A 16,902-nucleotide genomic window follows, 5' to 3' on the forward strand; every position below is an offset into this window, starting at 1 on the left:
AATGTTTACAGGAATTATTGAGGCCGTAGGCCAGTTAACCACTTTACAAAAAGTGGGAGGTGATCTCAGTGTGACTGTGACCAGTACTGAGCTTGATTTAAGCGACGTTAAACTCGGTGATAGCATCGCCACAAATGGGGTGTGCTTAACAGTCGTAAAACTTAAAAGTGATGGTTTTGTTGCTGATGTTTCTCATGAGACTTTAAGTTTAACTGGGTTTGCTGAGTACAAAGTAGGTCAGAAAGTGAATTTAGAAAAAGCCCTGACTCCTACATCTCGTTTAGGAGGACATTTAGTATCGGGGCACATTGATGGCATTGCAACGGTTGTCGCGATTGAACAAAATGCCCGTGCCACCGATTATTGGCTAAGTGCCCCTCATGGATTATTAAAATACATTCCGTACAAAGGTTCGGTGTGTATTGATGGGATTAGTTTAACAGTCAATGGGATTGAACAAGATCGCTTTAAGCTAACGATTGTGCCACATACAGCGCAACAAACGACTATTGTTGACTTTAGAGTTGGCAGTCAGGTGAATTTAGAAGTGGATCAACTTGCTCGTTATATGGAACGCCTGCTCAGTTCGGGTGCGAATGAGCAAACACAAACCAGTAATGTCTCAATGGACTTATTAGCTCAAGCGGGTTTTATAAAGTCTTAAACATATTTTAACCTTAAATAGCCTGCTATTTAGATGACAACAGCAAAAGCGAGTATGCAATGAAACTCAACAGCGCAGCAGAAATTATTGATGATATCCGTGCCGGTAAAATGGTTATCTTGATGGATGATGAAGATCGAGAAAATGAAGGCGATTTAATTATGGCTGCCGAGCACATCAGTGCCGAAGCAATCAATTTTATGGCGACATATGGACGTGGATTAATTTGTTTGACGTTGACACAAGAACGTTGTCAGCAGCTTGATTTACCTTTAATGGTACGTAACAACGGTGCACAGTTCTCGACTAACTTCACCATGTCTATTGAAGCTGCAAAAGGGGTCACAACCGGAATATCAGCTGCCGATCGTGCGCGAACTGTTCAAGCTGCTGTTGCCAAAGGTGCAGTCCCTGCAGATATCGTTCAGCCGGGTCATATTTTTCCAATTATGGCGCAGCCGGGGGGCGTTTTGACCCGTGCTGGGCACACTGAGGCGGGTTGTGATTTAGCGCGTTTAGCAGGTTGTGAACCATCGTCTGTGATTGTAGAGATTTTAAACCCTGATGGCACCATGGCACGACGCCCTGATTTAGAAATTGTCGCCAAAGAGCACGGTATTAAAATTGGTACTATCGCTGATTTAATTGAATACCGTAATTTGAATGAAGCGACCATTGAGCGAGTTGCAACCTGCAAACTCCCCACAGAGCATGGTGATTTTGATTTAGTTACTTATAAAGATACCATTGATGGTCAGCTTCATTATGCATTAGTTAAAGGCAGTGTGAATTCAGATGAAGCAACTTTAGTAAGGGTTCACTTACAAAGTACTTTTAACGATATTTTACTTTCTGATCGTGTTGCAGATCGCAGCTGGACACTCAGTCATGCAATGCAACGTGTTGCTCAAGAAAATGGCGTAGTGGTTATTTTAGGTAAGCAAGAAACGTCAGAAGAGCTTGAATCAATTGTGAAAGCATTTGAAGCACAAGATAAAGGCGAATCCACTCAGTTACGTAAATTCCAAGGGACATCACGCACTGTGGGTGTCGGTTCTCAGATTTTGGCGGATTTAGGTATTCATAAAATGCGTTTAATGAGTTTACCGAAAAAATACCATGCAATTTCAGGGTTTGGCTTAGAAGTGGTGGAATACGTCGAACCATAATTTACTAAAAAAGAGAGCTCATTATTAACGCTAATAAAGTTGAGCTTTCTATGTTATGATGCGCGCCGATTTTTGTGCATCAGATTAAAACCAGTTTAAGGGCTTCGGATGAAAATTATTGAAGGTAACATGAATGCAACTGGCAAAAAATTTGCCATTGTCATCTCTCGTTTTAATAGCTTTATTGGTAGTAGCTTACTAGAAGGCGCTGTAGATACGTTAAAACGTACTGGTGGTGTAAATGATGACGATATCACCGTTGTCTATGTACCCGGTGCAGTAGAATTACCCTTAGTTGCAAAGCGTGTTGCAGCTAAAAAAGAATATGATGCGATTATTGCGCTTGGCGTGGTAATTCGTGGTGGTACGCCGCACTTTGACCTTGTTGCTGGTGAATCAAACAAAGGGTTAGCTCAAGTATCACTTGAGTATGATATCCCAGTCGCTTTTGGTGTATTAACCACTGAAAGTATTGAACAAGCAATTGAACGAGCAGGCACCAAAATGGGTAACAAAGGCGGTGAAGCAGCCCTTGGTGCACTTGAAATGGTAAATGTTCTTGACCAAATTTAAGGATTTGATGTGAAACCTGCAGCAAGGCGTAAAGCCCGTATTTTAGCACTTCAAGCTATTTATTCATGGCAAGTAAGTGGTAACAATATTTCAAATATTGAACAGCAGATGCTACTTGAAAATGACATCACTAAAGTCGATGTTGAGTATTTTAAAGATTTAGCATGTGGTGTCGCTGTACAGCATAAAGTGCTAGACGAAATTCTAGCTCCTCATTTAGCTCGTCCTTATGAAGATATCGATTTTGTGGAAAAAGCTATTTTGCGCTTATCAGCGTATGAGTTGAAATTCCGCGAAGATGTTCCTTATAAAGTTGCTATTAATGAGGGAATTGAGTTAGCTAAGATGTTTGGTGCTGAAGATAGCCATAAGTTTGTTAATGGTGTCTTAGATAAAGCAGTAAAAGAGCTTAGAGCTTAATTAATTAGAGGGAGCCGGCTTAGCCCGGCTTTTTTGTGTATGCGTGAATTTGAATTAATAAGCCGATATTTCAAAGGCCGAGGCATCACTCGCAAAGATGTAAAGTTAGGAATTGGTGATGATGCGGCAGTGATGAATGTACCTGAAAACTGTCAATTAGTCGTCACTACAGATACGCTTGTTGAAGGTGTTCACTTTTTTAAAGATATGTCGCCAAGAGCACTTGGTCATCGAGCGCTTGCCGTTAATTTAAGTGATCTGGCTGCCATGGGCGCAGAACCTGCTTGGATTTCTTTGGCATTAACTTTGCCCCATGCCGATATCGATTGGCTGGAAGAGTTTACCGCTGGTATGCATGAAATCGCAGAGTACTTTAATGTACAAATTATCGGTGGCGATACGACTCAAGGCCCTCTTACAATCAGTATTTGTGCTAAAGGAACCGTGCCAAAAGATAAAGCGTTAACGCGTTCTGGCGCTAAAAATGGTGACTGGATCTATCTCTCTGGACCGTTAGGTGATGCAGGTCTTGCAATTGAAGCGCACAAAGGGCGTTTTGATGTGCGCCCTGAAAACCTTGCTAAACTCAAACAACGTTTTGAATATCCAAATCCACGGGTAGCTGCAGGTCAGGTGTTACGTAACCTGGCGTCCTCGTGTATTGATATCTCTGATGGTTTACTTGCTGATTTAAAGCATATTTTATCGATGTCTATGGTGGGGGCGACCATCAATGTGGACAAAATACCGGTATCGCAGGCGTTGGCAGAGTCACTAACAGAAGATGAGCGCTGGCCATTTTTACTCGCCTATGGTGATGACTATGAGCTGTTGTTTACTGTGCCAGAAGATAAAAAAGGCATGCTTGATTTGAGTTTACGTCAATATGGTGTTGAAGCTGTATGTATTGGTCAAATCAAAGGCACAGAAGGACAGATTGAATTACTCAATCAAGGTGAAAAATTTACTTTTGTTGGTCAAGGCTATCAACATTTCGCTGAGGAATAGTTTTGCAGCAAAAAATTGCATTTAACCTAAAAAAGCCGCATCAATTTTTGGCATTAGGTTTTGGTTTAGGGCTTGCTCCTAAAGCGCCCGGCACCTTTGGTACCTTAGCAGCCTTACCATTTATATTTGCCACGGCACAGGCTAGTTTAATGGTGCAAATAGCATTAGCTATTTTTATCAGCATAGTTGGCGTGTGGTTGTGCGCAAAAACCGCAAAGGATGTGCAAGTGCATGATCATCCTGCGATCGTGTGGGATGAAATAGCTGGTTTTTACATAACCATGATAGGCGCTGCGATTAGTTGGCAGTCATTACTCGTGGGTTTTGTGTTATTTAGATTTTTTGATATCTTAAAGCCTTGGCCTATCAAGTTACTTGATAAAAAGGTGAAAGGTGGTTTTGGTATTATGATTGATGATGTGCTTGCGGGGATTTTTTCATTAATTATTATTCAAGCCTTATTTAAAGTTGGTTACTTAATCTAAAAGAGTCAAACGTGCTTAGACTGCTCACTTTTATTTGCTTATGTATTTTTGCACACAGCGCTGTAGCAATTAATGATTATGTCGTTAAACAGTGGAGTACAAGTGACGGTCTAGCATCACAATCAGTAACGAGTATCGTTCAAGACAAACAAGGTTACATCTGGGTAGGCACTCAGTTTGGCTTAAGCCGATTTGATGGCATGAATTTTAGTAATTTCAGTACATCTAACTCGGACTTCCTGCAAAGCAACTCCATCACTAAGCTATTACTTGATCAACAAGGTTATCTGTGGATTGGCACTAAGCTTGGCTTGGTTCGTCTAAATCCAGATACCTTTGAATTCACCCAATATAATGTAAAAGGCGCGGTTCATGATTTATTAGCCGATGATGAAGGCCGGATCTGGATTGCGGCCAATGGCCTGTATTTTTATTTCAATGATGTGTTTATGCCTCTCAATCAATTGCTTGATAATAATCAAACTATGGGTTGGCCAAATACAAACACATCTCGTGGGCAGCATCGCATTAGCCGAATTATTGGCTCGGTGAGTAAAATGGCGCTGTCGCCAGATGGGATATGGTTAGTTAATGATCGAACCTTACTGCGACTTTCTTATCAGTTGAGCTCTAAATCGGCGATTAAACTAGAAGTGTCAGCCACAATTAGCCTCCCTGAAAGCTTAGCGCAAACTCCTGTCACTGACTTAAGCTGGCTTGAAGGTAATTTATTCTTAGCATCTGAAGCTGGGGCATTTAAGCTCGATGTGGAAGATGAACTCAGACCGATTAATTTACCGCTCGCGATTAATAAAGCCACTTATAAAATCATGAGCGATCCTGATGGCGCGCTGTGGGTCTCTACTGAAGGACGGCTGTTATACCGTGATACTTCGAGTGATTGGGAAGCTGTTGATGCCGCAGAGTTAGAGCAAACATGGTTCAGCGATATTATCCGTGACCGCCAAGATAATATTTGGCTTGGCAGCTCAAGCGATGGTTTATGGCAGGCTTATAAAGGTCAGGTCGAGCGTCATAGCACGTTTGCGGGTATCAAAGAACAAATAGAAGCCGTTACTCTCTCTGCTCGAGGCGAGCTTTGGGTCGCAAGTCGCTCTGGGGTTGGTTATTTTAATGATGATAATGAGTTTATCAATCAGATCCCTTATGAGAAGTTAGGAAACGCCAAAGTCAGTACCTTGCACTTTCAGGGAAATCGATTATTCATAGGTACCTCTAAAAATGGTGCATTTTATTGGCAAAATGGTCAATTGAACCGAGTGCCCGGTAGGGCGCTGCGTTTTAATGGTGTCAATGCCATTGAGCCGAGTCCATTTGGATTGTGGTTTGGTACCGAGCGAGGGTTATTTCGCCAAGGCTTTGATGGTGTCTTTAAATCATTTATTTATAATGCCAAGCTGGACAGTAAAAATATTACTTATTTGATTGATAAGGGTAGCGAAGTTTGGATTGGCACGACCAAAGGTGCATACCATTACAACGTAAATGGATTAAAGCAGTTAGGTCAATCATTAGCGCTTGAAGGGGCGAATGTCAGTAGTATTCTTGAAGCGCCGAATAATATTATGTTCATCGGCACGATCACTGATGGCTTGTTTTATCGGACTGCTGAAGGGGTTTGGCATCAACTCGATGCTTCAAAAGGCCTTCCTTATGGTGCAATTTTAAGCCTTTATTATGATCAAACAATGGATCGAGTGTGGGTGAGTAACCTTAAGGGCGTGTATCGTATGCCTTTGTCTCAATTTTCAAGCCAAGTCGAAAATGTTCAAGTCGAGCTAGTCATTAACTCTCTAGACCGTAAATTTGACGGAAAGCTGAGCCAATGCTGCGCCGGAAAAGGGCAAAGTGCAGTGATGTCTACTGGCTCATCACTATGGTACCCAAGCTTACAAGGCTTAGTCGCCATTCCTAAAAATATTGAATTATTTGGCGACACAGAGCTGTCGCCGATGATAGAAAGTATTTCTTCTGAGCAGGGAATAACGCCAGTTAATAACCAGCAAGAGACATTATCGCTCGATCAGCGAGATTTAACCATCAATTATACAGCAATTGATTTTTATGCGCCTAATAGCCTGGAGTTTAGGTACAAGCTGGTTAATTTTGACGATACATGGCGCATAGCCAATAAACGCAGAGAAGCCATTTATACCAATTTACCCCCTGGAGTGTTTACGTTTGAACTCGAAGTAAAGCGACAAAGTATGACGTGGGATAACAGCGTGAAAACTCGTTTTACTTTTGAGATAGCCAAACGATTTGATGAAACGGTTTATTTTCGCTTATTGATAGTGAGCTTGTTTATTTCTTTATTGTACGTTAGCTTTTTACTTTATCGCTCACAAGAAAGAAGAAAACAAGCTGAACTCGAAAAGCTCGTTGAAGCACGCACCCATGAGTTAACTGAAACAAATAGCAAGCTGAACCAAGCTAACTCACAACTTAAGCAAGTGAGTCATTCAGATGAGCTTACAGGCCTAAGAAGCCGACGTTTTTTATTCGATCAATTGCCTAAAGATATTGAGCATTATCAACGAAATCGTCAAAGCCTTGAGGAGCAAGGGAAAGCACTGGCATTAGTGATTTTGAACTTGGATGATTTTAGTCGGATCAACGATGCCTACGGCCCTATTTCTGGAGATAGCTGCTTACAGCAAGTCGCCACCTTACTCAACAGTAAAACCCAAGGCTCAGATTATGTGGTGCGATGGAGTGGCGATGAGTTCTTACTGCTATTACGGGATATGCGCCGCAATGCGATTGATGATTATGTGAAAAATTTGTGCCGTGCGATTTCAGAGCACCAATTTAAACTTCCAAATGGTAAGTCAATTCAACTTACGTCTTCGCTTGGTTGGGCTTTTTATCCTCTACCTTTAGTCGGTGGGCAAATTATTGGCTGGGAAACATCGATTAATTTAGCGGATCTTGCTTTACATAAAGTAAAAGAAAAAGGTCGTAATGGTGTCGCGACATTCACGTTTGATGAGCAGCTTGACGCATTTGAATTTGAAGATAGTGAAATGATAGAGACGCAGCTGACCCATCTGCTCACTAGTAATTTAGCGACGCTACAATTGTGGATGCAAGAACGTTGGACGATGAACGTTTAGCAAATAGCCACTTCATGAATAATAGTTTACTTATAAAAAACCTAGCAGCTGCTAGGTTTTTTATAATATTAACAGGTGAGGCTAATTTAAAAACTGTTCAATCGCTTGTGTTAAGCCATTGCTGTCTAACCCCATTTCTGCATGCATTTCATCTTGGGTGCCATGCTTGATAAATTCATCTGGAATCCCAAGGTTCAATACTTGTATTGCTAACTGATTGTTTAGAACAAACTCATTAACAGCAGAGCCAGCGCCACCCATAATGGCATTGTCTTCGAGTGTCACGAAAACAGTGTGATCAGAAGCGAGTTCAGTTAATAAAGCTTGATCAATCGGTTTTATAAAACGCATATCAACTAAAGTTGCATCTAAGTTTTCGGCAACAGACTTAGCATTTTCAAGCAAAGTTCCAAAAGATAGAATAGCGATATGCTTGCCTTTGCGAATGACATTCGCTCGGCCAATTGCTATTTTTTCCATTGGTTTAGTCGCATCGAATTCACCTGCGCTGCCTCTAGGATAGCGAACGGCAGCGGGTTGATTGAGCTGATGACCCGTGAAGAGCATATTTCGACACTCGTTCGTATCACTGGGCGCCATAATCACCATATTCGGAATGCAGCGCATAAAGCTTAAATCATAAGCACCTTGGTGTGTTTCGCCATCGGCACCGACAATACCCGCTCTATCGATTGCAAACAACACAGGTAAATTCTGCAAAGCGACATCGTGAATGAGTTGATCATACGCACGTTGTAAAAAGCTAGAGTAAATTGCAACGACAGGATTTAGTCCTTCACAGGCAAAACCAGCAGCTAACGTAACCGCATGTTGCTCAGCAATGGCAACGTCAAAGTATTGCTCTGGGTATTCTTTAGAGAATCGCACCATGCCTGAGCCTTCACGCATTGCAGGTGTAATTGCCATGAGTTTACTATCTTGAGCTGCCATGTCACAAAGCCAATCGCCAAAGACTTTTGAAAAGGTTGGTTCGCTAGGTTTTGATTTTGGTAAACTTAATTCACTCGGGTCAAACTTTGGCACGCCATGGTAACCAATTGGATCCGCTTCAGCCGGCTGATATCCTTTCCCTTTTTGGGTGCGGACATGGAGAAGCTGAGGACCTTTCAGGTTTCGCATATTTCGAAGAGTATCACACAACATGGTGACATCATGGCCATCAATTGGACCGATGTAGTTAAAGCCTAACTCTTCAAAAAAAGTGCCAGGTACAACCATGCCTTTGAGGTGCTCTTCCATTTTACTGGCGAGTTCTTTTACTGGAGGCATACCGGAGAGTAGCTTTTTCCCACCCTCGCGGATGTTGGTATAAAAGCTGCCGGATAAAATTCGCGCCAAATGATTATTCAGTGCGCCAACATTTTCCGAAATTGACATCTCGTTGTCATTTAAAATCACTAACATGTCAGCGTCAATGTCACCAGCATGATTCATGGCTTCAAATGCCATGCCAGCAGTTACAGCACCATCACCAATAACGGCAACTACTTTGCGGTTTTGCGCTTCTTTTTTTGCCGCTATCGCCATACCAAGCGCGGCAGAAATTGACGTACTTGAATGACCTACACTAAAGGTATCGTATTGACTTTCTTCGCGATAAGGAAAAGGGTGCAAGCCATCTTTTTGACGAATGCTGTGCATTAAGTCACGGCGACCGGTTAAGATTTTATGTGGGTATGCTTGGTGACCAACATCCCAAATGACGCGATCAAATGGTGTGTTATATACGTAATGTAATGCAACTGTGAGTTCGACAGTGCCTAGGCCTGACGCTAAATGACCACTGCTTTTTGATACTGAGTTGAGAAGATAATCTCTTAACTCATGGCTCAATGCTGGTAATTTATCTTGTGCTAACTCCCGTAACTGCGGGGGTTCATCAATTAAGCCCAATAAGGGATAGTTGTTATTATCAATTGTCATGACAGGTATTGATTATCCTTTGATTACTGACCCGATTATACATCAATTTAAGCGGTAATCTTTTTCTTTTATATTCTTATTACCGTGTATAGCCAGAGTGATGACCTTTAATGGTCTCTCGAAATAATATAATGCGCCAGTTCTTCAAGTTTAGTTGTGTCTGCTGGGATTTTGCTAAGTGATAGTAAGGCTTCTTGGTAAAGAGATTGTGTTAAATCTTTTGCACCTTGAAGGCCCATAAATGCTGGATAAGTAGATTTATTCGCTTCAACATCAGATCCTTGGGGTTTTCCTAATGTTATTGTGTCTCCTTCGATATCCAGGATGTCATCATGGACCTGAAAGGCTAATCCTATTTTATGACCAAACTCAGCTAAATGCTGTAATGTCGCTTGAGATGTGCCTTTTGCACATAAAGCTCCCATGGTGATAGCTGAGACTAACAATGCCCCAGTTTTTAACTTATGAATTTGCTCAAGTTCCTGCACTGTGATTGATTTGCCTGTGGCTGATAAATCCAGAGCTTGCCCACCACACATCCCAACTAAACCAGATGCTTTAGCTAATTCGGAAATAATTTTCAGCTGAGTAGCGGCTTCGACTTGAGGGAGTGGTTGTTCAGACAAAATATCAAATGCAAGTGTTTGCAATGCATCGCCTGCCAAGATGGCGGTCGCTTCATCAAAAGCAATGTGACAGGTTGGTTTACCTCTTCGCAGATCATCATCATCCATGGCAGGCAAATCATCGTGAACTAAAGAGTAACTATGGATACACTCAATTGCAGCCGCCACTTTTTGCAAAGCCTGCATGTCGGCTCCAAGCATTTGCCCTGTTAAAAATACTAAATGGGGTCTTAAGCGTTTGCCGCCATTGAATAAGCTATAACGTGCTGCTGATAGTAGCTGTTTATCACCAGCCGTTTGCGTAGATAAAATATTTATTAAAGTTTGCTCTACTTGTAGTTGGCTCTGATGTAAATCGTCTTGAATCGTCACTATTTCTGCTCTGTAGAATCAAATGGGATGAGTTCACTATCTGTAGAATTTCCCATTAAAATACTCACTTTTTGCTCTGCTTGTTGCAGTTTTGCTGAAGATGCTTGGGCAAGTTGAATGCCGCGCTCAAACTGTTTTAAAGATTGCTCTAGGGTGAGAGCACCGTTTTCCATTTCTGAAACTATGTGCCCTAATTCGCCCATTGCATCTTCAAAACTAAGGTTTTCTGCTTTTTTTGTGGCCATTATATTACTTCAAGCTTATATACGAGTGGGAGGGATTTTAGGGGGATTCTCGAACTATTTCAATTTATCTCCCTGAGTCTTGCAAAAATAGTGGCGGCGAAGTGAGATCTTCACTTGAAAATTGCCGTCATTACAAAAATGACGCTATAGTTGAATTTAAGTTATTAAATCTTTTGCCGATACTAAAAACTAAATTATGATAAGCACTTTAAAGTGCTAACTTACCAATTTTAATTAAAATTTCCCTTGGAGGGCCAGTGGATTTAGCAACGTTAATAGGAATGCTTGGTGCGATCGGTTTTATTGTTATGGCAATGATCCTCGGTGGCGACTTGGGAATGTTCGTTGATATTCCTTCCGTGCTCATTGTTTTTTGTGGTTCACTATTTGTTGTCTTGTCAAACTTCACCATGGGTCAATTCTTTGGTATTGGTAAAGTTGCGGGCAAAGCCTTTATGTTCAAGCTTGAGACACCTGAAGAACTTATCGACAAAGCTGTTGAGCTTGCTGATTCTGCCAGAAAAGGGGGGTTTCTCGCCCTAGAAGAAGCTGAAATTCCGAATGCTTTTATGCAAAAAGGGGTCGACATGTTGGTTGATGGTCATGATGCCGATGTCGTCAGAGAAACACTGCAAAAAGATATCTCTTTAACATCGACTAGGCATGATGCCGGTGCAACGTTATTTAAAGCATTAGGTGATGTGGCTCCAGCAATGGGAATGATTGGTACGCTTATCGGTTTGGTTGCGATGTTATCAAACATGGATGATCCAAAAGCGATTGGACCTGCAATGGCGGTAGCATTATTGACTACACTCTACGGCGCCTTTTTAGCCAATGTTATCGCGATTCCAATCCAAGCGAAATTAGAAAAACGTAAAGATGAGGAAGAGCTGAATCAGAAGTTAATTTTAGATGCAGTTTTAGGAATACAAGATGGTCAAAACCCGAAAGTAATTGAGGGGATCCTGAAAAATTACCTGCCAGAATCTAAACGCCAAATAGACACTGAGGGTTAGTAACTATGTCTGATGAAGCTGAAGACTGTAAATGCCCCCCTCCGGGTCTGCCTGCTTGGATGGGGACATTCGCTGATTTAATGTCATTGCTGATGTGTTTCTTCGTATTGCTTTTGGCTATGTCTGAAATGGATGTACTTAAATTCAAGCAAATAGCCGGTTCGATGAAGTTTGCATTTGGTGTTCAAAATAAGCTCGAAGTAAAAGATATCCCAAAAGGTACTAGTGTAATCGCTATGGAGTTTCGCCCTGGCAAGCCTGAACCTTCACCAATTGAGACAATTCAGCAGCAAACAGTGGAAATGACTCAGCAGATGTTGGAATTTCAAGCGGGTGATGAAGATTCGGCCGGTGGACGTCAAGAACAACGCGGTAATAAACGCGGTGGTGAATCTCAAAGCACAGCTAAAAATGAGTCGAGTCAAGCTGAAAGTGCTGCCGATCAAGAGCAAGTTAATGAGTTGGTTAAAAAGATTGCTCAGCAACTTGAAGAGCAAATTATGGATGGTGCAATTGAGCTTGAGTCACTAGGTCAACAAATTATTATCCGTATCCGTGAGAATGGGTCTTTTCCATCAGGAAGTGCCTTTTTACAGCCACAATTTAAGCCTATCATTCAACAAATTGCTGAATTATTGAAAGATGTGCCGGGTGAGATTACTGTCTCAGGCCATACGGATGATTATCAAGTTAGCAATGAACTGTATTTTAATAATTGGGATTTATCCGCTAAGCGCTCGGTGGCCGTTGCGAGTGAAATGCAAAAAGTCAGAGGGTTTGATAAAAATCGCATGATGGTCATCGGTCACGCAGATACTCGTCCGTTAGTGCCAAATGAAGATACAGATTCGCGCAAACGTAATCGACGAGTTGAGATTTCAATTATGCAGGGTAAAGCGAAAGAGTCTGACCCTATTGAGGTACAAAAGTAAATTTGCGGTTGATTTTTTTCATAAAAGACGATTTACTGCTACCGCTAAGTAATTGTCTTAGTTTTATTTAAGGATAAATGAAATGAAAAAAATTGATAAGTATACTTATATGCCTGGCAATGGTGGTGGTGCGGATGAGCCACCACCAAAGAAGAAAACGTCTAAGTAACGTTAATGATAGATATAAATAGCGTTTTAATTTATATCTATAATGGCCATGCAGTGTTTGTGTGCTTGGCCTTTTTTGCATTTATTTATATTAAAGATTACAAAGCTGCCACTTTTTCTTTTTGCACCGCGATTTCATTCCTAATCGGCATTGCTGCGCAAGGCTTTCTTTATGAGAATGATAATTCATTTGTTTACCGTTATATCTTCTGGGCCTCTAATGATTTAATTTGGATGGCTTGCATTGCTTATCTTGCAATCAAAGACAAGGTGTATTTATTGCAGAGCATAATAGGGCAGTTAGTGGTAGCGTTATCACCAATCATTCAAATCTTTAGATTGCTAGATAGGCACTTATGGGATTTATCTTATTCTGATTTATTGTACAAATCGATTTTACCATTGATAAACTTCGCGATTGTATTTATTTGTTTCATTCCCTTCTTTACATTTTTTTTCAATAAATCAAAATCCCAAAAACAGCTAGCTAAATAACTTATCCAGATTTATCATTACTGTTATTATATACAGTTAAAAGTTCAACAATGAAACTCTATATTGCCGAAAAACCTTCATTAGGGCGTGCTATTGCAGATGTACTGCCTAAGCCTTTGCAAAAAGGTGATGGTTTTATTAAGGCCAGTAATGGCGATGTCGTTTCATGGTGTATCGGCCACTTGTTAGAACAAGCCGAGCCTGATTTTTATGACCCTCGATTTAAAAAATGGCAGATCGATCACTTGCCTATCATTCCGTTAAAATGGCAACTTAAAGTAAAACCAAAAACAAAAAAGCAGTTTACTATACTTAAAAAGTTAATTTTACAAGCTGATGAGCTAATTAATGCTGGCGATCCTGATAGAGAGGGGCAGTTGCTTGTAGATGAAATGATTGAGTTTGTAGGCGTTAATGAGCAAAAAAAAGCCAGTGTACAGCGATTATTAATTAGTGACTTAAACCCAAGTGCAGTGAAAAAATCCCTACAGAATCAGAAAAGAAATCACGATTTTGTACCGTTATCTGTTTCAGCTTTAGCTCGCTCTCGTGCTGATTGGCTCTTTGGGATGAATCTTACTCGCGCATTTACCTTGGCTGGCCAAAGGTTTGGAAGTCATCGCGTTTTATCTGTTGGTCGAGTGCAAACACCTATTTTAGGTTTGGTGGTTCGCCGAGATTTAGAAATAGAAAACTTTATTGCGCGTCCTTTCTATGACGTTATAGCGCATTTTAATACTGACCAAGCTGAGACATTTACTGCTAAGTGGCGACCGAGCACGGCTTGTGAACCCTATCAAGATGAAGATGGGCGTATTTTATCAAAGGCATTAGCTGAAAATGTAATCAAAAGAATTGCAAACCAACCTGCAGAAGTAACACAGCTCTCTCATAAGGAAAAACGACATTCTGCCCCGTTACCTTATAATTTATCGTCGTTACAAATAGATGCGGCAAAAGCATATGGCATGTCAGCTCAAACTGTTTTAGATGTCTGTCAAAGTTTATATGAAAAACATAAAGCAATTACTTATCCGCGCTCAGATAATCGATATTTACCCACCGGGCATTTTTCAGAGGCAGAGCAAGTCTTTAACGCAATTAAGCACAATAAAGGTCAGTCAGACTATCTAATTGAGCAAGCTGATTTAACGATTCGCTCAAAGTGCTGGAGTGATACGAAAGTGGAAGCGCACCATGCCATCATTCCTACGAGTAAAAAGCTAGCTGCGGGTAGTCTTGATAAAGATGAATTAAAACTTTATCAACTAATAGCTCGGCATTATCTGATTCAATTTTTTCCTCCATATATATTCAATGAAACTAAAGTTGAAGTAGAAGTGTCTGGTGGAAAGTTTATTACAACAGCTAAGCAAGAACTTCAGCTTGGGTTTAAGGCTCTTATGGGGAAAACAGAACTTCAACCTGAACAGCTTTTGCCTTCGCTTACTTTAGGTCAACGTTTACTTTGTTCCCACGGGGAGCTTCTCGAAAAAATGACCCAACCGCCATCTCATTTTAATGATGCTAGTTTATTGGCCGCGATGACTGGCATTAGCCGATTTGTCACTGATCCTGATATTAAAAAAATACTCAAAGAAACCGATGGATTAGGAACTGAAGCGACGAGGGCGGGAATTATTGAATTGCTTTTTAGGCGTGATTTTTTAAAACGAGAAGGTAAAAAAATTGTATCGACAATAGCGGGTCGAAGTTTGATAGCTATGCTCCCTGATTTGATTACTCGGCCAGACTTAACGGCTAAATGGGAGGCAACGCTAGCAAATATTGCTCGTAAAGAGCAAAACTACCAAGGATTTATGCAACCATTATTAGAGCAACTAAAGCAACTGATATTGCTATCATCGAGTTGTGATGCGAGTGCTTTTAAAGCGATTAAAGGGCCAATGCCTTCCAAGCGCTATAAACGTAAAAGAAAAACTCCAATAAAGAAACCCTATAAAAAAGACTAATGGTGTACAGAAGCGCTATTATTTAGTGAAATGTATTTTGCAGCAACCTTCATAATATGAAAGTAACTTTCGACATTTTGAATTGGTAAAATAGATTAAGAGCCTCTTTGTTGCTTGTAAAATCAAGCTTTACCACCATATAACATATCATATTCAAATAATTGGCAAATAATGATGAGCAATATCCTAGATTTAACCGCAGATAATTTTCAACAAATATTAGGTGAAGTATCACAAACTAAATTGGTGGCGTTGATGTTCTGGTCTCCGCAAAGCCCTGAGTGCCAAGTTTTTAATCAATTAATTGAAAAGGTTGTTGCTGATTATCCAGATCATCTAGTGCTCGCTAAGTTAAATTGTGATGTAGAGCAAGCATTGGCTTCTCAATTAGCTCAGCAAATTGGTTTGCAAGCTATTCCAACAACTGTGTTGTTAAAAAATGCAGGACCAGTTGATATGTTGTCTGGGCCGCAAACAGAACTTCAATTAAAAGAAGCACTATCGAAGCATTTACCTAACCCAATCGACATATTACTAGAAAATGCAAAACAAGCGCTGTTATCTGAAGATCATAATCAAGCGTTTATATATGCAAAACAAGCTTACGAAATGGATTCAAACAATACCAAAGTAAAGCTAGTCTTTGCTGATATATGTGTAAACATTAAAAAGCTAGATGATGCAAGTGCCTTATTAGAGACGATCGCAGAAAATGAAAGAGATCCTTATTTTTTAAACATCCAAAGTAAATTAACACATGCAAAAGAAGAATTAGATTCGCCAGAAATTAAGCTAGCACAGTTAAATGTTGAAACGAATCCAGAAGATTTATCTTTAAAAGTAGAGTTAGCATCATTACTGTCAGAAGCAGGTCGAAAAGAAGATGCGTTGAGCGAGCTGTTTATTGTGCTTAAAAAAGATCTAAGTTTTGGCGAAGCTAAAAAAGACTACTTAGCCATTATAGAATCCCTACCCCAAGGAGATTCGATAGCGGCAACATTTAGAAGAAAACTATACAGCCTGTTATATTAATTCACGCAGAAAAATATAATCAGTATTATTAAGGTGTTGTAATTTATTTGTCATCAAGCCTTGAAATAATAAAAGGTTGAGCGATACTTAATCTCCACCTTAAAAAAGCAATGTTAAGTAGTTTAATTATACTTAACATGCTTTTTTGAGTGGTTTATAGGCAATTTTTACTGAAAGTGAACTTTTTTACATTTTTATTAAAATAACCCTTGCCAAAAAAGTTCGCCGCTCTATAATGCGACCCCACTGAGACGGCAGACAGCAACGCTTAGCGAGGCAAGAGTCGAATCAGAGAGTTACGTAAAACTGAGTTTGGTTTCAAAAAGAAATTCAAATTAAGTGTTGACTTGAAAAGTGAAGCGTTTATTATGGCGCTCCACTTCGCAGCAAGCTCCTAGAGTTGGCGCTGCAACGTTCTTTAACAATATAAAGCAATCATCTGTGTGGGCACTCGTACAGGTTGAGTTCTAACAGCTACGTTACTTCGGTAATGAAGCAAAAAATTTAGAGTCTCAATAATGAAAGAGTGGCTATACAGTCAATTTGATTTCACTTTCTCTTTTTATTAAGAGTTGTGGAAAAAATCAGAATTCATTGAGCAGTCGAAAGACTAAAAACTTTTAATTGAAGAGTTTGATCA

15 protein-coding genes are annotated in these 16,902 nt (G+C 40.3%); 12 read left to right on the plus strand and 3 right to left on the minus strand.

The genetic code is table 11. The features are described from left to right. Nucleotide 1 precedes the first annotated feature (1 nt). The 7 genes from PULV_RS18085 (at nt 2) to PULV_RS18115 (ending at nt 7,456) form a co-directional block, all read left to right on the plus strand. Nucleotides 2-664, plus strand: a complete 663-nt coding sequence (locus PULV_RS18085; RefSeq protein WP_193332435.1) for a riboflavin synthase — start codon at nt 2-4, stop codon at nt 662-664. A 59-nt stretch (nt 665-723) separates the two neighbouring features. Then, on the plus strand, nt 724-1,833 hold the full coding sequence (ribBA, locus tag PULV_RS18090) for a bifunctional 3,4-dihydroxy-2-butanone-4-phosphate synthase/GTP cyclohydrolase II (protein WP_193332436.1): 1,110 nt from the start codon (nt 724-726) through the stop codon (nt 1,831-1,833). 108 nt (nt 1,834-1,941) lie between these two features. After that, nucleotides 1,942-2,406: a 6,7-dimethyl-8-ribityllumazine synthase gene (ribH, locus tag PULV_RS18095; protein ID WP_086744468.1), complete on the plus strand. Its 465-nt coding sequence runs from the start codon at nt 1,942-1,944 to the stop codon at nt 2,404-2,406. 9 nt (nt 2,407-2,415) lie between these two features. Beyond that, nucleotides 2,416-2,826 carry a transcription antitermination factor NusB gene (gene nusB / locus PULV_RS18100; RefSeq protein WP_086744469.1) on the plus strand — a complete coding sequence of 137 codons (411 nt, stop codon included), beginning with the start codon at nt 2,416-2,418 and terminating at the stop codon, nt 2,824-2,826. A 39-nt stretch (nt 2,827-2,865) separates the two neighbouring features. After that, complete coding sequence (gene thiL / locus PULV_RS18105; RefSeq protein ID WP_086744470.1) at nt 2,866-3,834, plus strand: thiamine-phosphate kinase; 969 nt, start codon at nt 2,866-2,868, stop codon at nt 3,832-3,834. Then, nucleotides 3,831-4,319, plus strand: coding sequence for a phosphatidylglycerophosphatase A family protein (locus tag PULV_RS18110; RefSeq protein WP_405127505.1), 489 nt, complete (start codon nt 3,831-3,833; stop codon nt 4,317-4,319). The genes thiL and PULV_RS18110 overlap by 4 nt, the downstream gene beginning before the upstream one ends. A gap of 20 nt (nt 4,320-4,339) precedes the next feature. Further along, nucleotides 4,340-7,456, plus strand: coding sequence for a ligand-binding sensor domain-containing diguanylate cyclase (locus PULV_RS18115; RefSeq protein WP_405127506.1), 3,117 nt, complete (start codon nt 4,340-4,342; stop codon nt 7,454-7,456). Between the two features lie 81 nt (nt 7,457-7,537). Here the strand turns inward: PULV_RS18115 and dxs are convergent, their stop codons facing one another. From dxs to PULV_RS18130, 3 genes are all read right to left on the minus strand, one after another. After that, nucleotides 7,538-9,400 (minus strand): 1-deoxy-D-xylulose-5-phosphate synthase, encoded by a 1,863-nt coding sequence (gene dxs, locus PULV_RS18120; RefSeq protein WP_193332437.1) that lies wholly within the window; start codon nt 9,398-9,400, stop codon nt 7,538-7,540. A 107-nt stretch (nt 9,401-9,507) separates the two neighbouring features. Next, complete coding sequence (gene ispA / locus PULV_RS18125; RefSeq protein ID WP_086744474.1) at nt 9,508-10,398, minus strand: (2E,6E)-farnesyl diphosphate synthase; 891 nt, start codon at nt 10,396-10,398, stop codon at nt 9,508-9,510. After that, nucleotides 10,398-10,643, minus strand: a complete 246-nt coding sequence (locus PULV_RS18130) for an exodeoxyribonuclease VII small subunit (RefSeq protein ID WP_086744475.1) — start codon at nt 10,641-10,643, stop codon at nt 10,398-10,400. The genes ispA and PULV_RS18130 overlap by 1 nt, the downstream gene beginning before the upstream one ends. 257 nt (nt 10,644-10,900) lie before the next feature. On the opposite strand from PULV_RS18130, the gene pomA reads away from it, so the two are divergent. The 5 genes from pomA to PULV_RS18155 all read left to right on the plus strand — a co-directional run bounded on the left by pomA (nt 10,901) and on the right by PULV_RS18155 (nt 16,262). Beyond that, entirely contained in the window at nt 10,901-11,662 is a 762-nt protein-coding gene (gene pomA / locus PULV_RS18135; RefSeq protein ID WP_086744476.1) for a flagellar motor protein PomA, read from the plus strand. 5 nt (nt 11,663-11,667) lie between these two features. Then, complete coding sequence (locus PULV_RS18140; protein WP_086744477.1) at nt 11,668-12,594, plus strand: flagellar motor protein MotB; 927 nt, start codon at nt 11,668-11,670, stop codon at nt 12,592-12,594. Between the two features lie 174 nt (nt 12,595-12,768). Beyond that, a complete protein-coding gene (locus PULV_RS18145) occupies nt 12,769-13,257 on the plus strand; it encodes a hypothetical protein (RefSeq protein WP_193332438.1) in 489 nt (162 codons plus the stop codon). Nucleotides 13,258-13,307: 50 nt separating this feature from the next. Then, on the plus strand, nt 13,308-15,230 hold the full coding sequence (locus tag PULV_RS18150) for a DNA topoisomerase III (RefSeq protein ID WP_193332439.1): 1,923 nt from the start codon (nt 13,308-13,310) through the stop codon (nt 15,228-15,230). Between the two features lie 174 nt (nt 15,231-15,404). Continuing rightward, a complete protein-coding gene (locus PULV_RS18155) occupies nt 15,405-16,262 on the plus strand; it encodes a tetratricopeptide repeat protein (RefSeq protein ID WP_193332448.1) in 858 nt (285 codons plus the stop codon). The last annotated feature ends 640 nt before the right edge of the window (nt 16,263-16,902 follow it).

Source organism: Pseudoalteromonas ulvae UL12, from assembly GCF_014925405.1.
Classification (GTDB): Bacteria; Pseudomonadota; Gammaproteobacteria; order Enterobacterales; family Alteromonadaceae; genus Pseudoalteromonas; species Pseudoalteromonas ulvae.

Excerpts from the sequence above, each read along its gene's own strand:
- PULV_RS18085 (WP_193332435.1), top strand. The coding sequence starts at position 2 with ATGTTTACAGGAATTATTGAGGCCGTAGGCCAGTTAACCACTTTACAA.
- ribBA (WP_193332436.1), top strand. The coding sequence starts at position 724 with ATGAAACTCAACAGCGCAGCAGAAATTATTGATGATATCCGTGCCGGT.
- ribH (WP_086744468.1), top strand. The coding sequence starts at position 1,942 with ATGAAAATTATTGAAGGTAACATGAATGCAACTGGCAAAAAATTTGCC.
- thiL (WP_086744470.1), top strand. The coding sequence starts at position 2,866 with ATGCGTGAATTTGAATTAATAAGCCGATATTTCAAAGGCCGAGGCATC.
- dxs (WP_193332437.1), bottom strand. The coding sequence starts at position 9,400 with ATGACAATTGATAATAACAACTATCCCTTATTGGGCTTAATTGATGAA.
- PULV_RS18130 (WP_086744475.1), bottom strand. The coding sequence starts at position 10,643 with ATGGCCACAAAAAAAGCAGAAAACCTTAGTTTTGAAGATGCAATGGGC.
- PULV_RS18140 (WP_086744477.1), top strand. The coding sequence starts at position 11,668 with ATGTCTGATGAAGCTGAAGACTGTAAATGCCCCCCTCCGGGTCTGCCT.
- PULV_RS18145 (WP_193332438.1), top strand. The coding sequence starts at position 12,769 with ATGATAGATATAAATAGCGTTTTAATTTATATCTATAATGGCCATGCA.
- PULV_RS18150 (WP_193332439.1), top strand. The coding sequence starts at position 13,308 with ATGAAACTCTATATTGCCGAAAAACCTTCATTAGGGCGTGCTATTGCA.
- PULV_RS18155 (WP_193332448.1), top strand. The coding sequence starts at position 15,405 with ATGAGCAATATCCTAGATTTAACCGCAGATAATTTTCAACAAATATTA.